This window comes from Plesiomonas sp. ZOR0011 (genome assembly GCF_000800945.1).
Lineage (GTDB): Bacteria > Pseudomonadota > Gammaproteobacteria > Enterobacterales > CAMTGL01 > Plesiomonas > Plesiomonas shigelloides.
The window spans coordinates 37,181-62,701 of sequence record NZ_JRKB01000013.1 but is presented as its reverse complement, the minus strand read 5'-3'; the positions used below and the strand labels follow the sequence as shown (position 1 = coordinate 62,701).

Below are 25,521 nucleotides of genomic sequence, written 5' to 3'. Positions count from 1 at the left end.
TCGTACTTTTATCCGCGCATTATACGTGTTTTAGGGTAAAGCGCCTTGTCTTCTTGATCGGCAAAGGTAACCGTAAATTTCGCGCCACCTAGCAAACTTTGCGCTATCTCAATTTTACCGCGGTAGCGTTCTAAGATACTGGTGGCGATGGCTAATCCCAAGCCTTGTCCTGGTTTGAGCGTATCGGCGCGTTGCCCTCGTTGGATCACCGTTTCGCGCTTGGCTGGGGGAATGCCGGGGCCATCATCTTCAATGATGAATTGCAGCACATCGCCTTGCTGGCGCGCAGAGATGGTGACGAATTCGAGGCAGTACTTGCAGGCGTTATCGATGATATTGCCCATCACCTCCATAAAATCCTCCCGATCGCCGCAGAAAATCAGCTCTGGCGGGATGTCTAGCGTCAGGCTTACGCCTTTACTGGCATAGACTTTATTCAGCGCGCCACAAAGCGGGTCAAGCATGCCGGGTACGGAGGTCAATTGCCGGTGTAATGGATCATCGTGGGGACGATCAGCGCGGCGCAAGTAATAGCCAATTTGCTGCGAAATGCGATCGATTTGCTCTTGCAAGACCGGTTCGGCTTCCTCCAGTGAGGTTTTTTCGGGCGATAAACGCAATGAGCGTAGGGTGCTTTGTAGCACCGCCAGCGGGGTTTTAAGGCTGTGCGTTAGATCGCCGAGCGTGGCGTGGTAGCGCTCTTGCATCTGCTTTTGCGAGCTGATCAAACGGTTGAGGTTTAAGATCAAGCGGCGCAATTCTTGTGGTGGCTTGGGGCGTAAATCCAGATGTTCGCGGTCGTGGGTTTCTAGCTCTTCCACCTGCAACGAAAGCTCAGCGATGGGGCGCAAGCTCCAGTTGGCCGCCAGCCATAACAGTGGCATCACCAGCAGCAAATGTGCGACCAGCACCCATTCGAATAAGGTCCAGACATAATCGGAGTCTTGTAACTCTTGCGGAACGGCATCGAGGGTGACGATGGTCATCGAAGGAAGCTCGTTCATCGCCGGATAGGTGTTAACCGCTACCGAATAGGTCACATCATCATCAATATAATCCGGTAGGCGGTTTTTCAGCCGCTCGTTACCCAGCAGCGGATACGTGGCGATGGGGTGTGGGCTATCAATTTCATAGAAACCGGGTTTTTTCAGCCATTCGGATCTGATTTGCTCTTCAAACTCCGGCAGGTCAGCCAGCCGCCACAGCAGCTTGCCGTCCGCATCATAAATCCATGCCAGGAGCATTTTGTTGCGGATCAGCGTTTTTGGCACGTTAACGTTCAGTTTGCCGTCTTGCCAATGGGCAAAATTGATGAACATGTTGCCTTCGCTGCTCATCAAGCGGTAGGTGTTACGTTCAAATACGTACACATAGCCGCCGATGGCGACCACGCCATACAGCAGAGATAAAAAACCCACCAGCAGAGCGGTTGCCAGCAGAAAACGCAGCCGCAGCGACTGGATTTTAAAGAGCGGCGAGGTCCGTTTCATTGGCACTGCAACTCAAAACGGTAACCTTGACCGCGGATGGTGGTGATCACCTCATTCAAGCCTTCTACTGCCAGCTTGCGCCGTAGGCGTCCCATTAATACATCAATAGTGTGGGTTTCGCGCAGTTCGGCATCGGCATACAGCTGAAACATCAGGGTATCTTTGCTGATCACCTGCTGATGGTGACGCATCAGGTATTCCAAGATCTTGTATTCGAACGCCGTTAACTTCACGGCTTCTTGATTGATGGTCAGCTCACGGCGTGACAAATTAAGCTGATATGGCCCTGCCGTCATATAGGTTGACGTGATCCCACTACTGCGGCGGACCAGCGCTTGCAGCCGAGCGACTACCTCTTCGAGTTGGAACGGTTTGGTGACATAGTCATCGGCTCCCGCTTCCAAACCTTGGACCTTTTCTTGCCAGCTATCTCGGGCGGTGAGGATCAGGATGGGTAATTTTTTCCCACAGGCGCGCCAGCGGCGGATCAGCGATAAGCCATCTTCATCCGGTAAACCTAAGTCGACCACCGCAATATCCAGTTCATGCTCTTGCTGGAAATAATCCGCTTCTACCGCATCTTTGGCAGCATCCACCTGATGTCCTTGCTCTTCGAGCTGTACCTTAAGATGGTGACGAAGCAGGGCATTGTCTTCAACAATCAGAATCCGCATGAGAACCTCACAACAGGGGCGCGACAAAGACAGCCTGTATTGTATACCGCAATGCGCCCAAGGAAATGTGGCAATAATAGAGTTATTTAGTGACCAAGAGGCGCGCTACGCAAACACAGCTTTGCCACCCAAATACATGCCACGAAAAAATAAAGGGACGAGTGTAAGCATAGAGTATGCCGCATCTTGGTTAAACCAACGATAAATAACAAAAAAGCCGGTAACACAGTTACCGGCTGATTCAGCATGCTAGCAGAGGCTATACACGATAGCGCTTGGTGATGTAAGACTTAAAGCTCATCCACCATTTGTGCCGCGCGGCCAATATAGCTGCCCGGCGTCATGGCCTTCAGGCGTGCTTTTTCGTGTTCTGGCAGCTCCAGACCATCGATAAAGCTTTGCATGCCTTGCGCGTCAACACGCTTGCCGCGGGTCAGCTCTTTGAGCTTCTCATACGGCTTTTCGATGCCGTAACGGCGCATTACGGTTTGGATAGGCTCTGCCAACACTTCCCAGTTGTGATCCAGCTCGTCGGCCAGATGGTCGGCGTTCACTTCCAGCTTGCTAATGCCTTTCAGGGTAGAGGCATACGCAATCAGAGAGTAACCCATGCCCACGCCCAAGTTACGCAGAACGGTGGAGTCAGTCAGGTCACGCTGCCAGCGAGAAACTGGCAGTTTAGCGGCCAGATGGTCAAACAGCGCATTGGCCAAGCCTAAGTTGCCTTCGGAGTTTTCGAAGTCAATTGGGTTAACTTTGTGCGGCATGGTAGAAGAGCCGATTTCACCGGCGATGGTCTTCTGCTTGAAGTGGTTCAGTGCAATGTAGCCCCACATGTCACGATCGAAGTCCAACAGGATGGTGTTGAAACGCGCCATTACATCAAACAGCTCGGCGATGTAGTCGTGCGGCTCGATTTGCGTGGTGTACGGGTTCCATGTCAGGCCCAGTGACGTCACGAACTCTTCGCTGAAACGGTGCCAATCCACTTCAGGGTAGACCACCATGTGCGCGTTGTAGTTACCGACCGCGCCATTGATTTTGCCCAGAATCTCAACTTGTTGCAGCTGCTTAAACTGGCGCTCCATACGGTAAGCGACGTTCGCCATCTCTTTACCAACGGTCGATGGCGTTGCTGGCTGGCCGTGAGTACGCGACAGCAGCGGCATATCGCGATAGGTGTGCGCCAGACCTTTGATCTCATCAATCAGTTTGCGCCACAGAGGCAGGATCACAGTTTCACGCGCGGTGCTCAGCATCAGACCGTGAGACAGGTTATTGATGTCTTCGGAGGTGCACGCAAAGTGGATGAACTCATTCACGGCGTGCAGCTCAGGGATCGCAGCTACTTTTTCTTTCAGGAAGTACTCCACGGCTTTCACATCGTGGTTGGTTGTCCGCTCAATGGTCTTGATACGCAGCGCGTCTTCTTCGTTGAAGTTGCTGACGATGTCGTCTAAAAACGCATTGGCCTGCGCGCTGAAGGCAGGCACTTCGGAGATCCCCTGGCAGGCTGCCAGTTTTTGCAGCCAACGTACCTCAACTGTCACCCGGAATTTCAGTAGGCCAAATTCACTGAAGATACTACGTAAAGCCGTAACTTTATCGCCGTAGCGGCCATCAATCGGGGATACAGCGGTCAGTGCGGACAGTTCCATGGGTATAAAAACTCCTGAGTTCAGAGATTAAAGGGATCCTAAAATTCGCTTGGCTTGGTCAACTAACCGGCCCCGCGAGAAAATCAATTGCAGACGGCTACCGCCAACCTGACGCCACAGCACGGCCGCGCGAATACCGGCCAACAACGCAGCGCGAACGCGGTTTTGCACCAGCGGACTTTGCAGTTGTATTGGTGAGCCAGTGACTTGGATGCGTGGGCCGAGTGGGCTGATTACATCCACGTAAATGGCGGCGATAGCGCTGATCATTTGCTCATCGAGCAGATCAAAGTGTTGCTGCTGACGATCCAGACCTTGGATCCGATCGGCCAGAATAGACAGGCTGTCTTTACGTGCGGAGAGTTTCTTTTCCAGAATGATGAGGCCAATCAGGTAGCGGGTCAGTTCACTGTCTTGCTGGCCACTGAGGCCGGAGAGTTGGGTAATCAGCGTTTCAAGACCTAGCTGTAGACTGTGAGGCGACTGGCCGAATACATCCAGCGTGGAGGAGGGGGCCGTCTGCATAATACTGGTGAGTGAGGCGCGTAGCGCCTCACTGTTGGCATTACCATTACGGGAGATATCTTGTACTAGCCGAACGGCTTGGCACATGCCGGCAAGGGCGTAAACAATATCTGTCGTATTTTTTGCCACTGAATCACTCCCTGATTTGGGCTTCGATAATACCGCCGCCCAGACATACTTCACCTTGATAGAAGACCGCAGATTGACCTGGTGTTACGGCAATTTGCGGTTCGTCAAAGCGGACTTCGATTTCATCTTCGCCGCGCGGGATTACCGTACAGGCGATATCTTGCTGACGGTAGCGGGTTTTCACGCTGCAGCGGAAAGTTTCTTGCACGGTTTCGCGGTCAACCCAGTGCAGCTGGCGGGCAATCAGGCCCTGTGATTTCAGACGCGGGTGATCATGACCTTGTGCGATGATCAAACGGTTATTTTCCGTGTCTTTATCGACCACGTACCAGGCTTCGTCGGTACCTTCTTTGGTGCCGCCTATCAGCAGACCTTTACGTTGACCCAGTGTATGGTACATCAGACCTTGATGTTCACCCATCACCACGCCATCCACGGTGACAATCTGACCCGGCTGTGCAGGCAGGTAGCGCGCCAGAAAATCACGGAACTTACGCTCACCGATAAAGCAGATGCCGGTGGAGTCTTTTTTCTTAGCTGTTGCCAGACCGATCTCTTCGGCAATGCGGCGCACTTCCGGTTTTTCCAGCTCGCCGACAGGGAACAGGCTCTGTGCAACCTGCTGATGACCCAGCGTGTACAGGAAGTAGCTCTGGTCTTTGTTGTTGTCCAGACCGCGCAGCAGTTGTGCTTTACCCTCTTTTTCACCGCGACGCACATAGTGACCAGTAGCGATGTAGTCCGCGCCCAGATCTTCGGCGGCAAACTCTAAGAAGGCTTTGAATTTGATTTCTTTATTACACAGGATGTCCGGGTTTGGAGTCCGGCCGGCCTTGTATTCCTCAAGGAAATGCTCGAATACATTATCCCAGTATTCTGCCGCGAAATTCACGGTGTGCAGCTTGATGCCCAGCTTGTCACAAACAGCTTTGGCATCGGCCAGATCCTGTGCCGCGGAGCAATATTCGTCGGTGTCGTCTTCTTCCCAGTTCTTCATAAACAGGCCTTCGACCTGATAGCCCTGCTGCTGCAGCAGGTAAGCAGAAACGGAAGAGTCAACCCCGCCGGACATACCGACGATCACTTTGATATGGCTGTTATCAGACATTTATGTACTACACCTTTGCGGCCAATAGGCCAGTTTGAAGAATGAGGTAAATTCTCGCTGAGAATTCCGGTGGCAGATTTTAGCACATCCACAGGGCCGCGCACAGTGTGGCGCTTGCCATTGCGGGCACGCTCTGCGCAGAGAAATCTTCACGATTTAGAGCCTATTTCGGTTGCCTATCTCTGTGGGGGTTTAGACAACCGCAAGCACGGAAAGAGGGATACGCTCTGGCTGTAAAAACAACGAGATACTTTCCATCACCAAAGGGCTACGCAGCGCCATATGACGCATCTCATCGGCGCTGACCCAATGGCAGGCAACGATATCCGGATCTTGCGGTTCACAAGGTGGACACTGATCTAAATCGATAGCAAACGTAAAGCGAATAAATGGCGTACCGTCGGGCGCAGTCCACTGGAAGATTTTCAGCAACGATTGTGGCTGCATGCGCAGGCCACTTTCTTCCCATAATTCACGGCGCGCAGCCTCCAGCACGCTTTCATTGGCTTCCAGATGCCCCGCTGGCTGGTTGTACAAAACCTTGCCATTAATGTGCTCTTCGACCAGCAGAAACTTGCCCTGACAGTGCACCACATTGGCGACAGTCACATGCGGAGTAAAACGCAGCTTATCGGACATAAGCACCTCGTGTTGGTTTGGTATCTGTGGCACTGGATGGTGCGGCGACATCTTTCCATTCGCCATTCGGCAGATTATCCAGCGTCCATGGCCCCATTTGGTAGCGGATCAGGCGTAGCGTCGGGAAACCGATATGGGCGGTCATCCGGCGCACCTGCCGATTACGGCCTTCAAACAGCGTGATCTCAAGCCAGCTGGTGGGGATATTTTTACGCTCCCGAATCGGCGGGTTGCGTGGCCATAACCAGCTTGGCTCTTCGCGCAGCGCGATTTTCGCAGGCAGCGTAGGGCCATCTTTTAATGTCACCCCATCGCGCAGCTTTTGCAGGTCTTCTTCGCTGGGAATACCTTCGACCTGTACCCAGTAAATTTTGCCGGTCCGCTTGCCCGGTTGGGTCAGTTGCGCTTGCAGCTTACCATCATTGGTGAGCACCATCAGCCCTTCGCTGTCACGATCCAGACGACCGGCGGCGTACACGCCCTGTACCGGGATAAAGTCCTTCAATGTGGTACGACCAGATTCATCAGTAAACTGCGGTAGAACATCAAACGGCTTGTTGAACAAAATGATCCGTTGTGGCGCAGAGGGTTGTGACGGTTTGCGATCCACACTGCGTTTAAAATGCCGGGACCCACTTTTCTTGGTTGGACGTGCAATCATTTTCAGGATGTTCAATAAATTCTGTGAGCCGCATAGTATAGCTGATTCGGCAAGAGATTGGCGTAACAGGAATGTTCAAGTATTATTGACGCGCCTCTTACAAAACCATAACAAATGGACGCTCGAAGGAGATGTCAATGGAAAGCAAAGTAGTTGTACCAACCGAAGGCCAAAAAATCACTGTCGATGCGCAGGGCAAACTGCAAGTTCCGCATAACCCTGTGATCCCGTATATCGAAGGTGATGGTATCGGGGTGGATGTGACTCCTGCAATGAAGCTGGTGGTCGATACGGCAGTCGAAAAAGCTTACGGCGGCCAGCGCCAGATTCAGTGGATGGAAATTTATACCGGCGAGAAGTCTACTCAGGTTTATGGTGAAGATGTCTGGTTGCCGAAAGAGACACTGGATTTAATTCGTGAATACCGTGTTGCGATCAAAGGTCCTCTGACAACGCCTGTCGGCGGTGGGATCCGTTCTTTGAACGTGGCCTTGCGTCAAGAGCTGGATCTGTACATTTGCTTGCGGCCAGTGCGTTACTACGAAGGTACGCCAAGCCCAGTTAAAAACCCTGAACTGACCGATATGGTGATTTTCCGTGAGAACGCGGAAGACATTTATGCCGGTGTTGAGTGGAAAGCCGGCTCTGCAGATGCCGATAAGGTGATCAAGTTCCTGCGTGAAGAAATGGGCGTGAAGAAGATCCGTTTCCCAGAAAATTGCGGGATCGGTATCAAGCCGGCGTCAGAACAGGGCTCTAAGCGCCTGATCCGCGCGGCTATCGAATACGCTATTTTCAATGATCGCGCTTCTGTGACATTAGTGCACAAAGGCAACATCATGAAGTTCACCGAAGGTGCGTTCAAAGATTGGGGCTACGAGCTGGCACGTGAAGAGTTCGGCGCCGAGCTGCTGGACGGCGGCCCGTGGATGACCCTGAAAAACCCAAATACTGGCCGTGAAATCATTATTAAAGATTGCATCGCTGATGCTTTCTTACAGCAGATTCTGCTGCGTCCAGCCGAGTACGATGTGATTGCCACCATGAACCTCAATGGCGATTACATCTCTGATGCGCTGGCAGCACAAGTGGGCGGTATCGGTATCGCGCCAGGGGCGAATATCGGCGCTGATTGCGCTGTGTTTGAAGCCACTCACGGCACTGCGCCTAAATATGCCGGCCAAGATAAAGTAAACCCAGGCTCACTGATCCTGTCTGCTGAAATGATGCTTCGTTATATGGGATGGTTCGAAGCGGCCGATCTTGTCGTGAAAGGCATGGAAGGCGCGATTGCGGCTAAAACCGTAACTTACGATTTCGAACGTCTGATGGACGGCGCTAAGTTGTTGAAATGCAGCGAATTTGCGAAAGCAATGTGCGAACATATGTAACCCAGAATCTTTCCTTTTACCTTTTTTGGGGAGCTTCGGCTTCCCATTTTTTTTGCCTAAAAACCTCTTCTCCAAAACCTCTCCAAAATCTCTCCAAAATTCTTCTCCAAAAACACCCATTTTTTTGGATTGTTGCGGTCGGTTTTTTCGTCAGATTTTGAGCTTTACGTACTCCTTTTTACGCTCGTTATTGTACCGGTCAGTCATCATTCGAGATGAGTGACCAAGTAGCCGCTGAGTGTCGATGCTTTGATCACGGTATAGTTGTTGGTGTAGTAGCTCTTTTTATTGGGGGAGCAATAGCTCCCCCGTTTTTTACTGCCTGTCGATTTTGGTCATGTCGCTGCGGTTATATCAGTTCAGCCAGCATGGTGTCGGAGTAGGGCACCAGCGCTTCACCATTTTTCACCTTGGTGAGGTAGTCTGGGTTGGCTATCAGCGGACGTCCGATGGCCACCAGATCGAAGCGGTTGGCTTCAATGGCTGCTGCGGCACGCTCAGCGTCGTAGTTACCCACCCCGACCAAATTGCCTTTGTAGTGGGCGCGTAGATAGTCGGAGGCGCGGCCACCCAAATAATCGAAAGTCAGGTTGTCATCGAAGATGCCGAGGTGGATATAGGCCAGTGGGCGATCGTTGAGCTTGCTCAGCAGATAGTCGAATACGGCGCGATCTTCGGCGCAGCCCGTCAGATGGACATAAGCGCCCGGAGAGAGGCGAATACCCACTCGATCACCGCCGATACGGGCGCTGATGGCATCGACCACTTCCAGTGCGAAACGGCTCATGTTTTCTGGGTTGCCACCATAGTTATCTGTACGCAGGTTGGTGCAGTGGTGCAAGAATTGGTCGATGAGATAGCCGTTGGCACCATGGATCTCAATGCCATCAAAACCCGCCTCGATGGCGTTGGCTGCAGCCTGCGCATAATCCTGAATTAGCTGCACGATTTCTGCTTCGGTCAGGGCTCGCGGTACCTGATAGGTCAGCTCGCGCATGCGGGGCACTGTGCCCTCGTGCGCCACTGCAGACGGCGCTAGCACTTCCCCCTGATGGAAGAAGGGGTGGGAGAGACGACCAACGTGCCACAGTTGGGCGAAGATCTTGCCACCATTGGCGTGTACGGCGCTGGTTACTTTCTTCCAGCCTTCGATCTGCGCCTGAGTGAAGAGGCCCGGAGTATTGGGGTAACCCTGCGCATCGGGACGAATGATGACCGCCTCCGAGACAATCAGGCCTATGTCGGCGCGTCGGCCGTAATAGGCTGCCATCTGCTCGGTCGGCACCAGTCCGGGGCCTGCCATGCAGCGGGTGAGTGGGGCCATCATGAAGCGGTTGGCAAGAGTCAGAGTGTCATTAAGGCGATACGGCTGAAACAGGGTACTCATGATAGATTGTCCTGAACAAGTCATTCTTGAACGTTTATTCAAAACGTTTTTTACGTTGGGTGCAAGTGTTTTTGAATGGACGTTCAATAAAGTGGGCTTAACCGGCGGCAGGGAAAAGGAGCCATGGCTGAAGTGGAGCGTACAGACGAAGCAATACGTTATTTTGAACGGTGTAGAGCTTCTACGCAGACAAGGGCAAATTAGGGCAACTATCTATTTTTTAATATTGGCGAATAATCTGGTAATGCTTATCAGCAATCATGCCTAGTGCCCCATGCTCTAGGAGATACTCAATTTGTGAAAATTGGCCGGTAAATTTGCACGAAAAGCTCCGCGAAGAAGCTAAATTATGGCTCTTGCCGATAGAGCCTTTTTATTTCATTGCGTAACCACATTACTTTTGCATCTTGGTTATGTCGTTTATGCCACAGCAATATGAAATGAATCTCTAGCTGTGTGTACAGCGGTTCGGCAAGTGGCAATGGCTTGGCGATCAGATTGCCATGATGCCTTTGGGCATAACTGGTGCAATATGACGGTGCGATAGCAATGAGTTCATGACTTGATTGAGACGCAATATGTAGTGCTTGTTCAAAGCTGGAAACCATGATCGGAACATGGCGTTTTAGCCCTTCATCATTTAGCACATTATCAAGTGCCCAAGTCTCGTTAGCTTCCCATATCATGCTGATTTGCGGGCATGCTAGGAAGTTTTCGAGTGACCACTCCTGTTTTAAGAGAGGGTGGTCTTGGCGCAGAAAGACCACGGGACGGTCAGTAAATAGTATCTCGTGATCGATGTAATAAGGCAGTCGAGTGAGCTTGGCATGAGAGCGTCCGTACGTTTCTCGTGCGCAAAAGCCAAGATCTGCTTCACCGCTGATAATGGTATTGAGCGATTGGTGATCCCATCCTAAAACCTTGACTACCGAGTTTGGATATTTCTCATAAATAGTCATAGGTAAATCATTTAAGAAACTGATGTAAAAGGGCGACTCCATCACTAGATTGAAACTCGCCCCATCAGGAATTGCATCGCTGTTGAGCGATGCAATGCTATCGGTTAGCTGAAACCAGACCTTGAGTTCTTGCTCCAAACTCAGAGATAAGTTTGTTGGCTGTAAGCGCTGCCGAACCCTCACAAAGAGTGGATCATCAAACCAATCACGAAGTTTAGCGAGCGATTTACTCACCGCGGAGGAGGTCACACAGAGTTTTTGTGCTGCGCCCGCAACACTGCGCTCTTGCATTAAATGCTTGAATACAACGAGCAGATTCAAGTCGAGCTCATTCAAAGAACGCATTTTCCCTCTCATAACTTACTACCCGCGTAATTGATTTGGGTGATTAACCATAAACCATGGTACCAGTACTTTAACGGCGAGATAACTGAGCAAACTAACCAGTAGAGAATACATCAGCATTTCAGATGGCGTAAATTCGAGGTACCCCATTAGCCAGATGTACAAACCTGAAAGACTGATTTGCATGATGCAAAGAATGGCACTGGCAAAAGCCACATTGTCTTGTTGGCATTCATTCAATGCATCTCCCATCGCGATACCAAATCCACAAGAAAAACCAATACAGATGAGAGAAAAAGCCAAGAGCAATAACTCAATATTACCATTTAGGTGCCAGGTGCCGATGAGGCTCAACAGCGCCAGTAAGTAGGCTAAATGTGAGAACGCCAAGACGTTATGACTGCCAAAACAGCGTAATAGTAACGGAGTGAGAAATGAGGTGGCCATGCTAACGCCAGCCATTACCATCATTACGATGGAGTATTGTTCGGCGGTAAATCCCAGCTGCTTCATGAGTAATAACGGAGAGACACTGACATAAACCAAAATGTTGGTAACACTGGCGCTAGTGAGCAACGAAAGCAACATAAAGCGAGGTTCACGTAATACAGCAAATGACGTAGATAAACCTCTCTGGTGTGGGGTTACTGGTCGCGTTTCTTTGAGTAAGACGAGATTGATAAGGCCACAGCATATGGCAATGCTAGCCATGGCGATGAAAATGCCACGCCAGCTGGAGTGAGACAAAATAATGTAGCCGAGTACAGGGGCTAAAACCGGTATTACGCAAATAACGCCATTGATCATGGCGAGTGCGGAGGCAAGCCGCTCTTGGCTTAAAACATCACGAAGAATCGTGAATGACATAATGTAGAGCGCGCCAGCCCCTGCACCTTGCCAGAAACGGCCGAAATAGAAACCGTAGATGTGAGAGGCAGTTGCAGCCACCAACGAGGCGATAGTGAAGAGTAATGCGCCGGCAAGAACCACTCTTCGCCGACCATAACGGTCAGCAATCACGCCTCCGATTAACACTGTAGCGGCCATACCAAACAGATAGATTGAGAAGGCGGTATGGATCTGTGCATCATCCGCATGCAAGCTATCCGCAATATGCGGTACGGCTACGAGGTAGAGATCTATGCCTACCGGGTAAAGGATAATCATCCAGAAACAACATAATAAAAAAATTCGCATCAGATCCCCACACAGACAGGCCTTGCTACCTCTTAGAAGAGGCGGCATTAGCGTTTTTAGTCGAACCCATTTTGGTGGTAACTATATGATGATGCTCGGGTTATACCTAGTGAACATCTGGCCATCGAAACTTTCCAATCAGGAAACATCAAGAGCATGTGCGGTACTAATGAGAAAACAGCACTGGCTGAAATGGATTCACACAATGCTGCGTTTTACCGACGCTCGGAGTGAGTGATAAATTGCATAATGGCTCTTAAAATCATTTTGAATGGAGTAACTGATGAAGCGTTGTTTGCGGTCGGCGAGTGCTGGCCTTTTAGGTGCAATGTTATTGATGGCGAGCCCATTCGTGTTGGCGGCTGACACCTCACAAGCCGTTCAGTTTCAAAAAGGTACATCTGGTGCGGAGATTAAAGGGAAAATTACCGGTAGCGATGTCAGTGATTTCACCTTGGTGGCAAAGAAAGGCCAGCGTATGCAGGTGTATCTAAAGAGTAAGCGGTTGACGACTTACTATAACGTCATGGGGCCAAATAGCAGTGGGGAGGCGTTATTTAATGGCTCAATGTCAGAGGGTAACTACGACAGTATTCTACCCGAGTCTGGTAAGTATACTATTCGGGTCTACCAGATGGGTGGGGTAAAAGATGACAATAAAACCACACCATTTGTTTTGAAAGTTCGGATCTATTGAGTACTTCGGCAACCTCATGTCATGGTCGGCGTCTTAGCTTTGAATGACTGGTGAGGGCAACAATTATCGGGTCATTTATGCCCATCATACCGAGTTGCGCCTAAACGCGCATCTCGGGTTTGTATGCTTTTAATCCGCTTAATTATGCGCAATCAGCGAGTCTTTAAGCTACGTGAGCTAACCACTTACAAGGCTCTAGATTCATTTCGGTAAACTTGGCAATAAACGATGACTCTGAAGGGCTGCATGCATAAACTCCAAATTGCACCGAATTTTGCGCTGCTAGCGGTGGATTACATTTGCCCATTTCTGGCGTAGTCTCTCCCAGCTTATGCAAGTGAAATATCCGCATTTGCTTGAACGCTTGGCCATCAAACGATGATTCGATGAGAAAATCAGGCCCTCGGCGATTTAAGCGATACCAAATTTCTTTGGGAAGAGGGATATCCGATGTTGCCCAGTCTGAATAGCCTAAGTTGGTCACCACGCTTCCGAGTCTAGAAAATGTTGGGTTTTCATACTCTATAGAGGCTTTAACCCAATTTTCATTATCGAGGTATATGATGATGCCACATTGGTCGAACAGTGCTTGGTAATCAAAGCTTACCTTCACGGTAAATGTGAAATTTTGCTCAACTTCAATTAATAATGCAGGGGCATTATCATTACGAAAACCATAGTATGAGCGTTGCCAAAAATCTGTTTTTGGCTCCGTAGTTATCGATACGAACTCAGATGTCACTTCGCTGGTTTTTGGCTTATAAATCCATTTTCCGACAGTAAAATCCATCATTAAAACCCTTATCGCTATATAGATGTTATGTCACTCAAAGCCACCTAAATAAAAAACAATTCGAAGCTGAAGATACTTTATTTAGGTGCTTGTACGTGTTAATAATGCAATTATTGGTGATTGCATTTTTCATGTGGAAAGTATCATATAGACCATTCGCAACCTAATGTTGATGAGCCAAAACACTGAATTTTGAATGTTGAAATTTTACTTAAGCCAACAGGGCTTATCTTACTCCATTTATCGTTACCTTGTTTGTGCGTATAAATATTTCCGCCTGCGGTTACTTTTACCTTTTTGGTAAGATAATTTATGCTAACTTTCAACTCAGCTCCAGTCTTTTTTGAAAATGACAAACTATCACGACCAATCAGCTCAAAGTCATCATTGTGGTCATGCCTGAACGTAAATGTATCCGTTGAGGTTAGGCCTGTCCCGCAATTTGATACGTTAGCCAGGGTGAATAAGATCTTTCCTTTATTAATTGAAATACCACCTCCAGCTAGAAGATCTTTTTGACATGGATAGTTAATATTTCCTTCCGTAGGTAGTAGGTCACTACGGGAAATTACTTTTTCATATCGCTCATTACGACTAAATAAGACTATTAATGTTCTTGGATTAGTGTTGTACGTTTTATCTTTCTCTTTGGGATCTTTAATTATCTTATCCGGATTATTCTCTTCAATGATCAGTACGGCGTCATCTTTGCCATCGTTATTCAGATCGCCGGTTGCCTGTGAAAACATCCGCCATCCGTTAGGTACCCAATTGTTAAATATATCTGTTGCGCTGGCTATTGATGGTGACAGAGTAAGTAATAGCATGACAATTAATTTATTTGAGTGGTTCACTTTGATATCTCTTTGGTTATGTCTATATTTTTATTTTCGTGTTTTTTGGAGTTAAAATTTTGCTGGTATTTTATATCTCACTGAGTTAAAGACTCTAAATGTTCACTTTATCACCATAATGCCTAGGCTCGGAATTGAAGACTTCAACATCAAAAAATGCTCTGGTTCTAGAAAATACTTCGCGAAATTTAGTTTTAAAACTACTGAACGCTGTTGGGTCTTCTGCATTCAATCCGATTAAATTAATATTGTGACTTTTCCCAATGTAGATGGCTCTCGCGTTATGAAACTGCTGCGAGATGACAATGCCTGATGATTGGCCGAAAACCATCTTAAATCGAATAACCGAATCTAATGTTCTTCCTCCGGCATAATCACAGTAAATATCCTCAGTGGGAATGCCCAGTCTTGATAGGCTGTCTTTCATCATGTCGGGCTCGTTATAGTCATGGTGTCTATTGTCGCCCGACACAATGAATTTAGCGCATTTCCCTGAGGTGTAGGCCAAGTATGCAGCGTGTATTCGATTGCTATAAAATTGATTTTCATTTCCACTGCGAAGGAGTTTTGCTGTGCCTAGAACTAGACAGACATTGCCATTTTTTAGCTCATTGGTGTTGTTAGTTGTCAGTGACTCAAAACGCATCACTTTAAAATTTGCATAAGCTACAACGGTAATGAGTAAGGCGCTTAGTGTAATTATTGTATAAATAGTCCATCTCGATGTTAACTGCACAGCAATAATTCCATATATGGTTAGTTATGACCTTTGTGCGTGATTAGCGCATTGCCAGTTTTAAGAGTGATTATCTATAATCCACTAATATCCAGATTGTGGAAGTATAATAATTGGCCAGTCATGTCTTGGTTAGTAGTGTTAAACGATATATTACAGAATCAATGCGCATATGTCTGTAAGGTGTTCGCTACATTTGTGTGATCTAATCTAGGGTTCTAATAATCATTTTCGAATAGGTTAGCGCGTTGACATTGTCACGCGCAATTTAATCAGCTTGGTGTATGAGCTGAGCATGTTTTATTGACTTAATTTAAACGTGATAGTTTGTCATTATGAGAAGGTTTTGAGTTTAAGTGCCGCGGGGATGATTACACTTTTCTATGATGACGAAAGGATGGTTATTCAAGCGGATAATGGCTTGAATATCTCCAAGTTGTTTGTATTTACATTTAAAATGTTGAATGTAACATGGTTAAATATTTTTGCCTGTATATTTTGCCTTGCCAAAGCCTAATATCGGGAAAAAGATATAGCCAAATAGGGCTAAACCGATACCGAAGTAAACGTTTTTACCAAAAGTTTTAGCTAGATCAATAAAAACAATAAACGAGATAATAAATCCGATTATTGGCATGATTAGCAAGAAAATCCACCAAAGTGGTCGGTGAGTAATTTTTAATATTATGATGGTGCTATAAAAGGGGATGATTGCCGCCCAACCGGGGTAGCCTGCTTTGACAAAAATGCACCATGTACTAGCCGTCATGATGATAATAAAAACCAAGAAAAATAGGATCATGTATTATTCCTTGGTTGAGTATTAGCCGAATGTTAATCGGTGAGGCATCAGGGCTATCTCTCAGCAGTGATGCTACGCATCCTCATCCTGCCTCTGTGTTAAAGATAGATCATGATTGCTGTAAATGTAGGTTTTAGCATGATAAAAAAATCGAAGATGACGATTACTCCACAATAGGGCATTTGACGTGGGGAGGGGGGCTAGCATGGGCAGGGATGAAGCGCTCATCTATAGAGCGCTTCATGATTAATAAGGTACAGATGAATTTCTATCGTCTTGTGTTATGTTCGTATTTTACGTGAGTGGCAGTGGAATCGGATTATGCCAATCGCGATAATTAGTTAAACTTAAGTCTAATAAGTTCGAGTGGGCAAAATACACCATCAATGCCATCTATAGATACGCAGTTAGCGCGTCTGACCTGTTCTTCTGATTTTCCTTGGGCATCTATATTTTTTATCACGCCTGTAGCGCCACTTTCAGCCACCATAACATAACTGCCAATCGTGATGGCGTTACGGTTTCGATCATAAGTTTTCATCGTCTCCTCCGTTCACATTGGTTCAATGAGATAGTGGGCATTTGATAACGCTAAAATAAAGCCAATTCATTGAGCTATATCAATATAGATGTTTTTTGAGGAGGTGGAATGGTGTGTAAATAGTCATGTTTTAAATGTTGGTTTTATTGTTTTTAATTTGTTTTTATATGATGTTGAATTATTGTTGTTGCGCAATGTTGGCAATAAATCGTCACTTTAGGAAATCGACGCTGGATTCGAGTGCTTTACTAGATCCAGTCATAGACCCTCTATTATTATTTAGAATGATTATCTTGGCGGTGATATTTTCTAACTTTACGGCATTCTCTTTTTCTCGGTAAGTTCTGGCGCTTTGTGGCATACCGCTTCGAGATTGTATCCATCGGGATCGAGCACAAAAGCTGCGTAATAATTGGGGTGATACTGTGCTCGGTAACCTGGGGAGCCATTGCACGTAGCGCCATGCTGAAGCGCTGCTTGATAAAAAGCATTCACTTCATCATGTGTTGCTGCTCGGAACGCAATGTGTGTACGCGGGGTATGGGGCGTGCCTACAGAAATCCAAAAATCACCGCCCGGATCACGGCCATCAGCGTATTCGGTATCACAACTGATTGGCGTACCGAAGCCAATCGCATGTCCAAAGTCCAGACAGATTTTATAACCTAAGCAATGTAAAACCGCTTCGTAAAAAACCTTGCTCAGCGCAATATTAGACACCTGAATCCCTGTATGGTCGATCATGCTCAATTCCTTGAAATAACGTGTGATTAAGCTTGTCTAAGCATAGTGCATTTCAGGCTAGATTTCTGTTCTATTCTTTGACCCTCACTTGGCGAGTAAATCAATATGCCTCAACTATACTCATAGGCAGCACACGTATAGGCCACGCTATATGCATTGAAGGCTGTTTTCCGGAGGTATTGCTCGTGCCAGATACTCAACGTGAGCAGGCGCTATTGCAGCGCTCCATCTATGGGGCTACAGGCATCGCTTGCCTTAGTGTCGCCTTTGGTTTTATTACCAGTTCACAGTCTATTTTGTTCGATGGTATGTACGCCGTACTTGATGCCTTCTTGTCGGGCTTAGCGCTATTTGTGTTGCGACTAGTGGGGAAAAATCCCAGTAGTCGCCGTTTCCAATACGGGTTTTGGCATGTGGAGCCTTTGGTGTTGGTGCTAAATGGCAGCATGCTGCTTCTTCTATGCTTATATGCCTTTGCTAATGCCGTACAAAACTTATTGGATGGTGGCAGTCACTTCGAGTTGGGCTGGGCAATGGCTTATGCTTTTGTGGTGACCGTGGCCTGTGTGATTATCACCATGAAGCAAAAGCAGGCCAATAAGGGAATGGCGTCACCGATCATTGATCTTGATGTGCGTGGTTGGATGATTTCAACGGCCATTAGTACAGCGATATTTCTTGCCTTCGTGCTGGCGTGGTTTTTACAGGAATCGCAATATGCATTTTTAGTCCCTTATGTAGACTCCAGCATATTGGCTGTGTTGATACTCTGTGTGACACCGGTACCAGCAAAAATTGTGTTTAATGCGATAAAAGAAGTACTGGTGATTACTTCCGAAAGCTTGGAAAAGAAAATCGATCAAATTATGCAAAAAACGTTACTACGCTATGGCTTTGTTAAATATTCGCATTATGAAACCCGTATTGGGCGAGGATTATTTGTCGAGATCTACATTGTGCTACCAGAAAGTATGGAGTATGTAGGGATCAGTGAATTAGATAATATTCGCGATAATATTGCGAAAGAAATTAATGAACCTGGTTTGGATTTATGGATGAGTATTTCGTTTTATCGCAATGAAAAATGGCTGTGAGATGGTGTGCCGGTAGTGCTTTTAATTGCATACTATTTTCGGCATTGAGAATATTGACCATGTAAATACATTGCTTTGATTGTGACGCATAATGCTACTCAAATGTTTGTTTCGTGTTGATGGGCGAGTGATGGATGTATGTGTTCTTTAGCTTGCAATAACTGATCTCAATAATAATCTTCACTGTAAGAAACAGTCTGATTGGCGGGTTGTCTGCTTTTTTGTATTATCTATCGCCTGTTTTTCTACCTCTGATGCAGTCGTGAATAAAAAATACGTAACTCTTATTGCTTGCTTAGCCGCAGGCTTGCTTGTTTGGTTGGAACAAGCGTTTGGTCTGAAATGGTCACTGATGGCGCTGATTGGTCTTTTGCTCGGCTTTACTCTGTCATTCAGTGGCTTTGGCATTGTCTTTGGTTGGCGAGAGATGATCAGCAAAGGCAACAGCTATTATGTTAGAACTCACCTGATCACCATCTTCATCGAGATAGTCCTTTTTACATTGTGTCTATCTTTTAGCCATGCACTGTTTGGTGGCAAGATGACCGGTAATATTATGCCGGTCGGGATCCCATTTATTGTGGGAGCATTCCTGTTTGGCTGTGGTATGCAGCTGGCTGGCGTATGTGCGTCGGGAACTCTATATTGCTGTGGTGAGGCGCGGCCGCGTTTTTGGCTGGTGTTAGTATTTTATGGTATCGGAACATTAATCGGTAAGTCATATCAACAGGCTATCAATGGGATGTTTCATAGCCAAGTGATCTTGATGAAAGACTTTACAGGCAGTTTATGGAGTGGGGCGTTACTGAATCTTGGCTTAGTACTGCTGTTATTCCTTGTATTTACGGGCATTGAGTTTAAACGTTCAGGTCAAGTTAAGCCGCTATTACGTGGCGAGAATTTGTTTTGGCGTGATGGCCGTTTTACCGTACTGACCGGTGGCATCATTATTGCGCTATTGAACTCCAGCATTGTGGCTTTACATGGTTCGGCATGGACAATCACCGGTGCAATTTATGATATGTCGCTAAGATTTGCCTCTTGGTTCGGCTTTTTTAGTGATAATCCTAAGCTTGCGATCCCTTTATTCAGTAACCCGATGGTAGGCATGTTCTGGGCGGGTGTGCTGGGCGCAGCGCTGTCGAAATCTATCTTGAATAAGCCAAACGATAATCAAATGACGTTGAAGGTGATGATTGCATCTGTGCTCGGTGGCTTATTAATGGGGATTGGCGCCATGTATGCGGCATGTAACCTCGGCGGCTTCTTTGATGGTACCGCATCGGGCAGTTTACATGGTTGGATCTGGATGCTGGTGGCTCTGTTTGGCAGTGTATTGGGGATCCAACTACGTAAATTCTTTTACGCTTAATTATGTCTTAATGGATACATAAATAGAGGGAGAATGGCGCTGTTGTTTGGATAGACAGCGCCAAGTTGAAGCTTGAATTGAATTTAATTGAACAATAAATGCACAGATAAGGCAGTCTGCACATCACATAATGTGAAAGTTTCTGCGTGAAAACATCATTTTTCTATTGTATCATGAATGCTCATTATAAGTATTATCTAAAAAACCATCTTGTTGTACGGGTGTGACTAAAATGAGTATTTTTAATAAAAAAGTAGTTTTTGCTGCTGTGTTAGTGTGCGTATTTTCTTTGACCGGTTGTGGTGCAATGCATACCGCAATAAAGAAACGTAATCTCGAAGTAAACACTCAAATGAGTGAGACAATATGGCTGGAGCCTTCTTCGCAACGGACAGTGTATTTGCAGGTAAAAAATACCTCAAATAAAGATATGAGTTCGCTGCAAGAATTGATCAGTACAGATATTCGTGCCAAAGGGTATACCGTTGTTGCTGATCCTGAAAAAGCGAATTATTGGATTCAAGCGAACGTATTGAAAGCTGATAAAATGGACTTGCGTGAAGCCAATGGTCTGTTAGGCCAAGGTTATCAAGGTGCAATTACTGGCGCAGCATTAGGCTCGAGTATCGCAGCTTATAATTCTAATTCAGCGGGTACCACGTTAGGGGTTGGTTTGGCTGCCGGTGTTATTGGTTTAGCGGCCGATACCTTGGTGGAAGATATTAACTATACCATGGTTACTGATGTTCAGATCACTGAGCGTACTAACGGTAAAGTTATGACCAATGATGTCGCGGCGCTGACACAAGGGACTTCCGGCTACAAAGTCCAAACCAGTGCAAAGGAAGAACACAAGCAAAAATACCAAACACGTGTGATCTCCAATGCCAATAAGGTGAATTTGAAGTTTGAAGAAGCTAAGCCAGTTTTAGAAAAAGAATTGGCGAATGCAATCAGCAATATCCTGTAATGGCATTGCTTTTCATGCTGATGAAAAACGCTCGGTTAATGTCTGAATAATCGAGTTCTGAAGTGAGTGTTTAAAATTAACAAGCCCAGTGGGTATTCACCTGCTGGGCTTGCTGCTTTTATTTGCGTGCTGTTGGCTATTCACTGTCGTGGTTATCACTATCTATCACTATGCCACTCAAGGCGATCAATACAGTTAAACGCAAAGCTAATAATCAACGGCATCACGAATGATCGGGCAGGTCATACAGTGACCACCGCCGCGACCACGACCAAGTTCACTGCCGACAATTTCAATTACTTCAACGCCTTGTTTGCGTAATTGAGTATTGGTTTTGGTATTACGATCGTAAGCCATCACGACCCCAGGGGCGAGGGCGACCACATTGTTACCACTGTCCCATTGTTGGCGTTCGGTATCGTAATCATTTCCTTCGGTTTCAACCACACGCAATTTTTTCAGATTCAAGGCCGCGGCGACGGCCTCGACAAAGGTGCCTTTATCACGCTTAAGCTTCATGCCGGTGGGGCCATCAGAAGGACGCAATGAGAAGGTTTTAATTTGGTTGACGATAGCAGGGTATAGCGTGACGACATCATGATCGCAGAAGGTAAATACCGTATCCAGATGCATGGCGGCACGCAGTTTGGGCATGGCGGCAATCATCACACGTTCAACGCCGGAGTTTTTGTTGGCAAACAGCGCCGCGGCTAATTGCGTGATGGCTTGATGTGAGGTGCGTTCACTCATGCCAATCAGCACGGTTTTATTTCCAATCGGCATCACATCACCGCCTTCCAGCGTCGCGGTGCCGTGATGTACGGTCGGATCGCCCCACCAAAAATTGATCTCTTCGTTAGCAAAGTCTGGATGGAATTTATAAATCGCTGTGGTTAATACGGTTTCTTCGTGGCGCGCTGGCCAATAGAGCGGGTTGAGAGTTACCCCGCCATAAATCCAGCAGGTGGTGTCACGGGTATAAAGAGTGTTGGGCAGTGGTGGCAAGAGGTACTCGGTAATGCCGACTGCTTCACGGATTAATTTCAACTCCTCCAGATCCGCATAGCCTTCGTTCGCCAATTCACTGGTCGATAAGCCGCCAATCAACACTTCGGCTAAGGCTCTGGGGGCTAATCCATCCAGAAAACTGCGCGTTTCATTAAGGATCCCGAGAGAGACTTCATTGGGAATGATTTGTTGATCCAAAATCCATTTTTTCGCGTCGGGTAGTGCAAGTGTTTCTGCCAGTAGATTATGCATTTCAACAACATCGACCCCTTGTTCACGCATTTTTGTCATGAAATCGAAATGGTCGCGTTTGGCTCTTTCAACCCACAGGACATCATCAAACAGCAGTTGGTCACAATTACTGGGGGTTAGGCGGTTATGCGCCTTTCCCGGGGCGCACACCATGACTTTGTGCAGCTTGCCGACTTCTGAATGCACACCAAATTTACGCGGAGTGTTTTTCTTTGCTGACATAATAGAACCTGCCTTTGTCAGAGGGTCATAATGCCTGTGTTAATTCTCGAACCATCACCCATATCGCTATCATCACCGATTTAACATCACTGCTTTAACATCGCTATATTGCCGACATGAATGCATGCGTATTTTCCCGACCGATTAGCGTTTAGGTCGATTGATTGTCCGATTTGCTTTTCGCTGTTTCTGTGTTATCAGAGCTTAACGACTCTGTAGTTAACGATTCGGTATTGGTTGCATTTAAAACAATGCGTCTAATTTTAAAGCCCGTGATCCCCAATAAGAGTGTGATGATGGGGGCGGCGATATTAAATACCGCAAATGGCATATATGACATGGTATACACCCCCAATACTGCCGCCATATAGGCACCACATGAATTCCATGGGATCAGGGGAGAGGTGACAATACCGGCATCGGAGACGATACGTGATAAGTTTTCTGGCGCTAAATGGCGTTTGGCAAACTCATTGCGATAAATCCGTGTCGGCAGTAATAGCGCGATATATTGATCGCCGGCGGTAATGTTCAGGCCTATTGCGGTGGCAACGACCGAGGCAAAAAGACTGCCAATGCTTTTTGCTCGCAATAATAATGGCTCGACCAATTTATTTAGCAGGCCAAAATCGTCGACCATCGTACCAAAACTTGATGCGCCGATAATCAGCCAAATGGTGAGCAACATGCTGTCCATTCCGCCACGCGAGAGCAAGGCATCTATTTGCTCCATCCCTGAGTTTTCTTGGAAGCCCGATGCCATTGCAGTCCAAGTCGCTTTAATCGCTAATAGGAAGGAGGATGCATCAGAGTCGGTAATAAAACGGGCAATGGCTTGTGGCTGCATAAACGCCGTCATGACACCAGCTAAGATAGCTGAGCAAATAATGGCAAGTGGAGCTGGCACCTTAAACAGCGACAAGCCAAGCAAAAAGACCAACGGCAACAAATTCCACGGCGTAATATTGAATAACTCATCAAAACGAGTCAGTTCATTGTTGGTAATGGTGCTGTCGTAGCCGCTGTGTTGGCTGATCCCCAAAACAATAAAAACGATCAACGCAATCAGCGCGGAAGGCACGGTAGACCAGAGTTGATTGCGAATATGTTTGTACAGATCAACGCCATTAAGCTGGGCGGCTAGCACGGTACTTTCGGATAGCGGAGAGGCTTTGTCGCCCACGTAGGCACCGGAGATGACGGCGCCGGCAGTTATTTCTGGTGATAAGCCAAGCATAGTGGCTAAGCCAATCAACCCGACACCAATGGTGCCTGCGGTGGTCCACGAACTGCCAATACTGAGTGAGACACAAATACAGACTAAAAAGGCGATCGGATAGAACCAATTCGGCGAGATCATGATAATCCCGTAGTACACCATGGTAGGAATGGTGCCCGACATATTCCACGTGCCGATCAGTGCGCCTACGGAGAATAAAATAAAGATGGCACCAGAAACCGAGGATATTCCTTTGCGGCTTGATTCGGCGACATCATCCCACGTATAGCCATTTTTCAGGATGATGAGGGCCGTGATCATGGTACTGACAATAATCGCGACTTGTAACGGGCCTTGTACGGCATTTAAGCCAAACAGGGATACTGACGTGCCAACCAAGATGATCAGGGTGAATACAGGAATGAGTGCATCCGCATAGCTGGGGGCTTTCACTGTACGTTTTTGATTTGAATCAGACATATTCACCCCACATGTATAAGACAAATTGTCTTTATAGATGAGCTAACCACTAACTATCTGTCTGTAGTAGTGGGTGTAGTAGCGGGCGGTTTTATGTGCAGATGACGCGACGCAGATCATGCGATTTCGTATCGTTGCAAAATAAGTGAGCGCTACCACATTCGCGTTAAGTATAGCGTGCTTGTCCATAACGCAATGATGACCAATAGTCGCTTAATGGGGCATGGGCGGTAGCGCAATACATCAATCGCTGTTCGCTTTTAGTCAGCCATAAATGGCAGCGGGTTACGCAGTATCAGAATCGGTGGTGTGCGAAGTGGGGGATTTTGGCGCGCACATATATTGTTCATATAAAATGCCGTTTTTGCCTGTATGCTTAACCGTGTACATCAACTCATCGGCACGTTGCACTAATTCATCGACACTTTGTGGTTTGGCAGAATCTTGACAGGTTAAGACTCCCATGCTGAAAGTAACGGGCCAGCCGTGCTGCTGCATTTCGGCTAATAAGCCGCTCTGGAGTTTGGTGCAAACGCTTTGCGCCATGTCGAGATTGGTTTCCGGTAGCATTAAGGCAAATTCATCGCCGCCCAGGCGCGCTACAATATCCGTACGTCGTAAATGCGTTTGGATAAATGCCACCACGCTTTTTAGTGTTTCATCTCCTCCGGCATGACCGGAGCAATCATTAACCGCTTTGAAATTATCCAAATCAATATAAACCAGACTGAATGGATTACCATAACGATGGAATCGATCTAATTCGCGCTCGACTAGAAGATAAAAATAGCGAGAATTAATCGCGCCAGTTAAATTGTCCATTCGTGCCAATGTCTTTTCACGTTGAATAGAACTGCGCAGCGCAGAGAGCAGTAAAACAATAATAATAAAAAAAGATAACCGAATCACCGTATTCCACAGCGGAATAATCATAGAGGAATAGACATGCCCAGAGGCTTTATCCGCCAGCAACCAAACAATCGCACTGACAAATGAAGCGATAAGACCGGCTTTTTTCCCCGTAAACCACAGTAAAAACGCGATAGGCAGAACATAGAATAATGAAAAGGCAATTTCGTAGCCCATCAGGAAATCACAGATCCCGATGATGCCTATCAGCGTAAATCCTGCCACAGTATTGACGGTCTTCTCTTGTTTTTCTAGAAAGGCGATGGTTTTCAGCTTTTTGTTGTGCATTCGGTGATCAAGCAAGCGGTTGTATTCGGCTGCGGAAAGTGGATTGTTATTCATGGCAAGCGAGACTCTGTCTGTAAATGTTAATTTTATTACTTGATGTCTTATGCATCATGAGGCGCGGAGTGTATATAAAACAAGCAAGATTGCAAGAGGGAATAACGGAGCAAACCGTTGCGAACTATACTTTTTTTACAGTTATAAAATACGAGTCTGGCTATTTTAAGACACTAAACCACTATTCGATATGGGGTGGCTAAACGACTATTCCACGTATATCTCTCTGAAAGTAAAGCGTCTCTTTTCCATACGATAAAGTAACAAATGGTTTTATTGTGATCGTGACCTTGAGGCAACCAATTACAGCAGTTAAGGGCGAG

24 protein-coding genes are annotated in these 25,521 nt (G+C 46.9%); 5 read left to right on the top strand and 19 right to left on the bottom strand.

Translation table 11 applies throughout. The annotated features are described in order from the left end of the window. Nucleotides 1-8: 8 nt before the first annotated feature. The 7 genes from phoQ to rluE all read right to left on the bottom strand — a co-directional run bounded on the left by phoQ (nucleotide 9) and on the right by rluE (nucleotide 6,884). A complete protein-coding gene (gene phoQ / locus L975_RS02085; protein WP_047706912.1) occupies nucleotides 9-1,490 on the bottom strand; it encodes a two-component system sensor histidine kinase PhoQ in 1,482 nt (493 codons plus the stop codon). Further along, nucleotides 1,487-2,164, bottom strand: coding sequence for a two-component system response regulator PhoP (gene phoP, locus L975_RS02080; RefSeq protein ID WP_010863773.1), 678 nt, complete (start codon nucleotides 2,162-2,164; stop codon nucleotides 1,487-1,489). Before phoP ends, phoQ begins: the two co-directional genes overlap by 4 nt. A 290-nt stretch (nucleotides 2,165-2,454) precedes the next feature. After that, a complete protein-coding gene (gene purB, locus L975_RS02075; protein WP_010863772.1) occupies nucleotides 2,455-3,822 on the bottom strand; it encodes an adenylosuccinate lyase in 1,368 nt (455 codons plus the stop codon). Nucleotides 3,823-3,849: 27 nt separating this feature from the next. Next, a complete protein-coding gene (gene hflD, locus L975_RS02070) occupies nucleotides 3,850-4,476 on the bottom strand; it encodes a high frequency lysogenization protein HflD (protein ID WP_010863771.1) in 627 nt (208 codons plus the stop codon). A 4-nt stretch (nucleotides 4,477-4,480) separates the two neighbouring features. Next, nucleotides 4,481-5,584, bottom strand: coding sequence for a tRNA 2-thiouridine(34) synthase MnmA (gene mnmA / locus L975_RS02065; RefSeq protein ID WP_010863770.1), 1,104 nt, complete (start codon nucleotides 5,582-5,584; stop codon nucleotides 4,481-4,483). Nucleotides 5,585-5,776: 192 nt separating this feature from the next. Beyond that, nucleotides 5,777-6,223 carry an NUDIX hydrolase gene (locus L975_RS02060; RefSeq protein WP_047706909.1) on the bottom strand — a complete coding sequence of 149 codons (447 nt, stop codon included), beginning with the start codon at nucleotides 6,221-6,223 and terminating at the stop codon, nucleotides 5,777-5,779. Next, complete coding sequence (gene rluE / locus L975_RS02055) at nucleotides 6,213-6,884, bottom strand: 23S rRNA pseudouridine(2457) synthase RluE (protein ID WP_052181204.1); 672 nt, start codon at nucleotides 6,882-6,884, stop codon at nucleotides 6,213-6,215. The genes L975_RS02060 and rluE overlap by 11 nt, the downstream gene beginning before the upstream one ends. Nucleotides 6,885-7,021: 137 nt before the next feature. On the opposite strand from rluE, the gene icd reads away from it, so the two are divergent. Beyond that, on the top strand, nucleotides 7,022-8,275 hold the full coding sequence (icd, locus tag L975_RS02050) for an NADP-dependent isocitrate dehydrogenase (RefSeq protein ID WP_047706907.1): 1,254 nt from the start codon (nucleotides 7,022-7,024) through the stop codon (nucleotides 8,273-8,275). 349 nt (nucleotides 8,276-8,624) lie between these two features. On the opposite strand, the gene L975_RS02045 is transcribed toward icd, so the two are convergent. The 3 genes from L975_RS02045 to L975_RS02030 form a co-directional block, all read right to left on the bottom strand. Further along, nucleotides 8,625-9,662, bottom strand: coding sequence for an alkene reductase (locus L975_RS02045; RefSeq protein WP_047706905.1), 1,038 nt, complete (start codon nucleotides 9,660-9,662; stop codon nucleotides 8,625-8,627). A gap of 347 nt (nucleotides 9,663-10,009) precedes the next feature. Further along, a complete protein-coding gene (gene yidZ / locus L975_RS02035) occupies nucleotides 10,010-10,966 on the bottom strand; it encodes an HTH-type transcriptional regulator YidZ (protein ID WP_047706902.1) in 957 nt (318 codons plus the stop codon). An 18-nt stretch (nucleotides 10,967-10,984) separates the two neighbouring features. Continuing rightward, nucleotides 10,985-12,163 carry an MdtL family multidrug efflux MFS transporter gene (locus L975_RS02030; RefSeq protein ID WP_047706901.1) on the bottom strand — a complete coding sequence of 393 codons (1,179 nt, stop codon included), beginning with the start codon at nucleotides 12,161-12,163 and terminating at the stop codon, nucleotides 10,985-10,987. Between the two features lie 283 nt (nucleotides 12,164-12,446). Between L975_RS02030 and L975_RS02025 the strand changes: the two genes are divergently transcribed. After that, nucleotides 12,447-12,860: a hypothetical protein gene (locus L975_RS02025; RefSeq protein ID WP_047706900.1), complete on the top strand. Its 414-nt coding sequence runs from the start codon at nucleotides 12,447-12,449 to the stop codon at nucleotides 12,858-12,860. A 163-nt stretch (nucleotides 12,861-13,023) separates the two neighbouring features. On the opposite strand, the gene L975_RS02020 is transcribed toward L975_RS02025, so the two are convergent. The 6 genes from L975_RS02020 to L975_RS01995 form a co-directional block, all read right to left on the bottom strand. Then, the gene (locus L975_RS02020) at nucleotides 13,024-13,653 is read right to left on the bottom strand and encodes a DUF1349 domain-containing protein (protein WP_047706899.1); all 630 of its coding nucleotides are present in this window, start codon (nucleotides 13,651-13,653) and stop codon (nucleotides 13,024-13,026) included. A gap of 143 nt (nucleotides 13,654-13,796) precedes the next feature. Then, nucleotides 13,797-14,507, bottom strand: a complete 711-nt coding sequence (locus L975_RS02015; protein WP_156121055.1) for a hypothetical protein — start codon at nucleotides 14,505-14,507, stop codon at nucleotides 13,797-13,799. Between the two features lie 94 nt (nucleotides 14,508-14,601). Then, nucleotides 14,602-15,243, bottom strand: coding sequence for a vancomycin high temperature exclusion protein (locus tag L975_RS02010; protein ID WP_047706898.1), 642 nt, complete (start codon nucleotides 15,241-15,243; stop codon nucleotides 14,602-14,604). Between the two features lie 475 nt (nucleotides 15,244-15,718). After that, nucleotides 15,719-16,045 (bottom strand): DUF5684 domain-containing protein, encoded by a 327-nt coding sequence (locus L975_RS02005; RefSeq protein ID WP_047706897.1) that lies wholly within the window; start codon nucleotides 16,043-16,045, stop codon nucleotides 15,719-15,721. Nucleotides 16,046-16,382: 337 nt separating this feature from the next. After that, the gene (gene ydfZ, locus L975_RS02000; RefSeq protein ID WP_047706896.1) at nucleotides 16,383-16,586 is read right to left on the bottom strand and encodes a putative selenium delivery protein YdfZ; all 204 of its coding nucleotides are present in this window, start codon (nucleotides 16,584-16,586) and stop codon (nucleotides 16,383-16,385) included. Between the two features lie 315 nt (nucleotides 16,587-16,901). Beyond that, nucleotides 16,902-17,330, bottom strand: coding sequence for a VOC family protein (locus L975_RS01995; RefSeq protein WP_047706895.1), 429 nt, complete (start codon nucleotides 17,328-17,330; stop codon nucleotides 16,902-16,904). Nucleotides 17,331-17,515: 185 nt separating this feature from the next. On the opposite strand from L975_RS01995, the gene L975_RS01990 reads away from it, so the two are divergent. The 3 genes from L975_RS01990 (at nucleotide 17,516) to traT (ending at nucleotide 20,766) form a co-directional block, all read left to right on the top strand. Further along, nucleotides 17,516-18,424 carry a cation diffusion facilitator family transporter gene (locus tag L975_RS01990; protein ID WP_052181202.1) on the top strand — a complete coding sequence of 303 codons (909 nt, stop codon included), beginning with the start codon at nucleotides 17,516-17,518 and terminating at the stop codon, nucleotides 18,422-18,424. Nucleotides 18,425-18,686: 262 nt separating this feature from the next. Then, nucleotides 18,687-19,796 (top strand): YeeE/YedE thiosulfate transporter family protein, encoded by a 1,110-nt coding sequence (locus tag L975_RS01985; RefSeq protein ID WP_230400767.1) that lies wholly within the window; start codon nucleotides 18,687-18,689, stop codon nucleotides 19,794-19,796. A gap of 232 nt (nucleotides 19,797-20,028) precedes the next feature. Next, nucleotides 20,029-20,766 carry a complement resistance protein TraT gene (gene traT / locus L975_RS01980; RefSeq protein WP_039044779.1) on the top strand — a complete coding sequence of 246 codons (738 nt, stop codon included), beginning with the start codon at nucleotides 20,029-20,031 and terminating at the stop codon, nucleotides 20,764-20,766. 207 nt (nucleotides 20,767-20,973) lie between these two features. Here the strand turns inward: traT and arcA are convergent, their stop codons facing one another. From arcA to L975_RS01965, 3 genes are all read right to left on the bottom strand, one after another. After that, complete coding sequence (gene arcA, locus L975_RS01975; protein ID WP_047706894.1) at nucleotides 20,974-22,248, bottom strand: arginine deiminase; 1,275 nt, start codon at nucleotides 22,246-22,248, stop codon at nucleotides 20,974-20,976. A gap of 151 nt (nucleotides 22,249-22,399) precedes the next feature. After that, nucleotides 22,400-23,947, bottom strand: a complete 1,548-nt coding sequence (gene nhaC / locus L975_RS01970; RefSeq protein WP_081995571.1) for a Na+/H+ antiporter NhaC — start codon at nucleotides 23,945-23,947, stop codon at nucleotides 22,400-22,402. A gap of 285 nt (nucleotides 23,948-24,232) precedes the next feature. After that, entirely contained in the window at nucleotides 24,233-25,198 is a 966-nt protein-coding gene (locus tag L975_RS01965; protein WP_052181201.1) for a GGDEF domain-containing protein, read from the bottom strand. Nucleotides 25,199-25,521 lie beyond the last annotated feature (323 nt).

Coding starts and splice junctions, on each gene's coding strand:
- phoQ (WP_047706912.1), bottom strand. CDS start 1,490: ATGAAACGGACCTCGCCGCTCTTTAAAATCCAGTCGCTGCGGCTGCGT.
- phoP (WP_010863773.1), bottom strand. CDS start 2,164: ATGCGGATTCTGATTGTTGAAGACAATGCCCTGCTTCGTCACCATCTT.
- purB (WP_010863772.1), bottom strand. CDS start 3,822: ATGGAACTGTCCGCACTGACCGCTGTATCCCCGATTGATGGCCGCTAC.
- mnmA (WP_010863770.1), bottom strand. CDS start 5,584: ATGTCTGATAACAGCCATATCAAAGTGATCGTCGGTATGTCCGGCGGG.
- L975_RS02060 (WP_047706909.1), bottom strand. CDS start 6,223: ATGTCCGATAAGCTGCGTTTTACTCCGCATGTGACTGTCGCCAATGTG.
- rluE (WP_052181204.1), bottom strand. CDS start 6,884: ATGATTGCACGTCCAACCAAGAAAAGTGGGTCCCGGCATTTTAAACGC.
- icd (WP_047706907.1), top strand. CDS start 7,022: ATGGAAAGCAAAGTAGTTGTACCAACCGAAGGCCAAAAAATCACTGTC.
- L975_RS02045 (WP_047706905.1), bottom strand. CDS start 9,662: ATGAGTACCCTGTTTCAGCCGTATCGCCTTAATGACACTCTGACTCTT.
- yidZ (WP_047706902.1), bottom strand. CDS start 10,966: ATGCGTTCTTTGAATGAGCTCGACTTGAATCTGCTCGTTGTATTCAAG.
- L975_RS02030 (WP_047706901.1), bottom strand. CDS start 12,163: ATGCGAATTTTTTTATTATGTTGTTTCTGGATGATTATCCTTTACCCG.
- L975_RS02025 (WP_047706900.1), top strand. CDS start 12,447: ATGAAGCGTTGTTTGCGGTCGGCGAGTGCTGGCCTTTTAGGTGCAATG.
- L975_RS02020 (WP_047706899.1), bottom strand. CDS start 13,653: ATGATGGATTTTACTGTCGGAAAATGGATTTATAAGCCAAAAACCAGC.
- L975_RS02005 (WP_047706897.1), bottom strand. CDS start 16,045: ATGATCCTATTTTTCTTGGTTTTTATTATCATCATGACGGCTAGTACA.
- ydfZ (WP_047706896.1), bottom strand. CDS start 16,586: ATGAAAACTTATGATCGAAACCGTAACGCCATCACGATTGGCAGTTAT.
- L975_RS01995 (WP_047706895.1), bottom strand. CDS start 17,330: ATGATCGACCATACAGGGATTCAGGTGTCTAATATTGCGCTGAGCAAG.
- traT (WP_039044779.1), top strand. CDS start 20,029: ATGAGTATTTTTAATAAAAAAGTAGTTTTTGCTGCTGTGTTAGTGTGC.
- arcA (WP_047706894.1), bottom strand. CDS start 22,248: ATGTCAGCAAAGAAAAACACTCCGCGTAAATTTGGTGTGCATTCAGAA.
- nhaC (WP_081995571.1), bottom strand. CDS start 23,947: ATGTCTGATTCAAATCAAAAACGTACAGTGAAAGCCCCCAGCTATGCG.
- L975_RS01965 (WP_052181201.1), bottom strand. CDS start 25,198: ATGAATAACAATCCACTTTCCGCAGCCGAATACAACCGCTTGCTTGAT.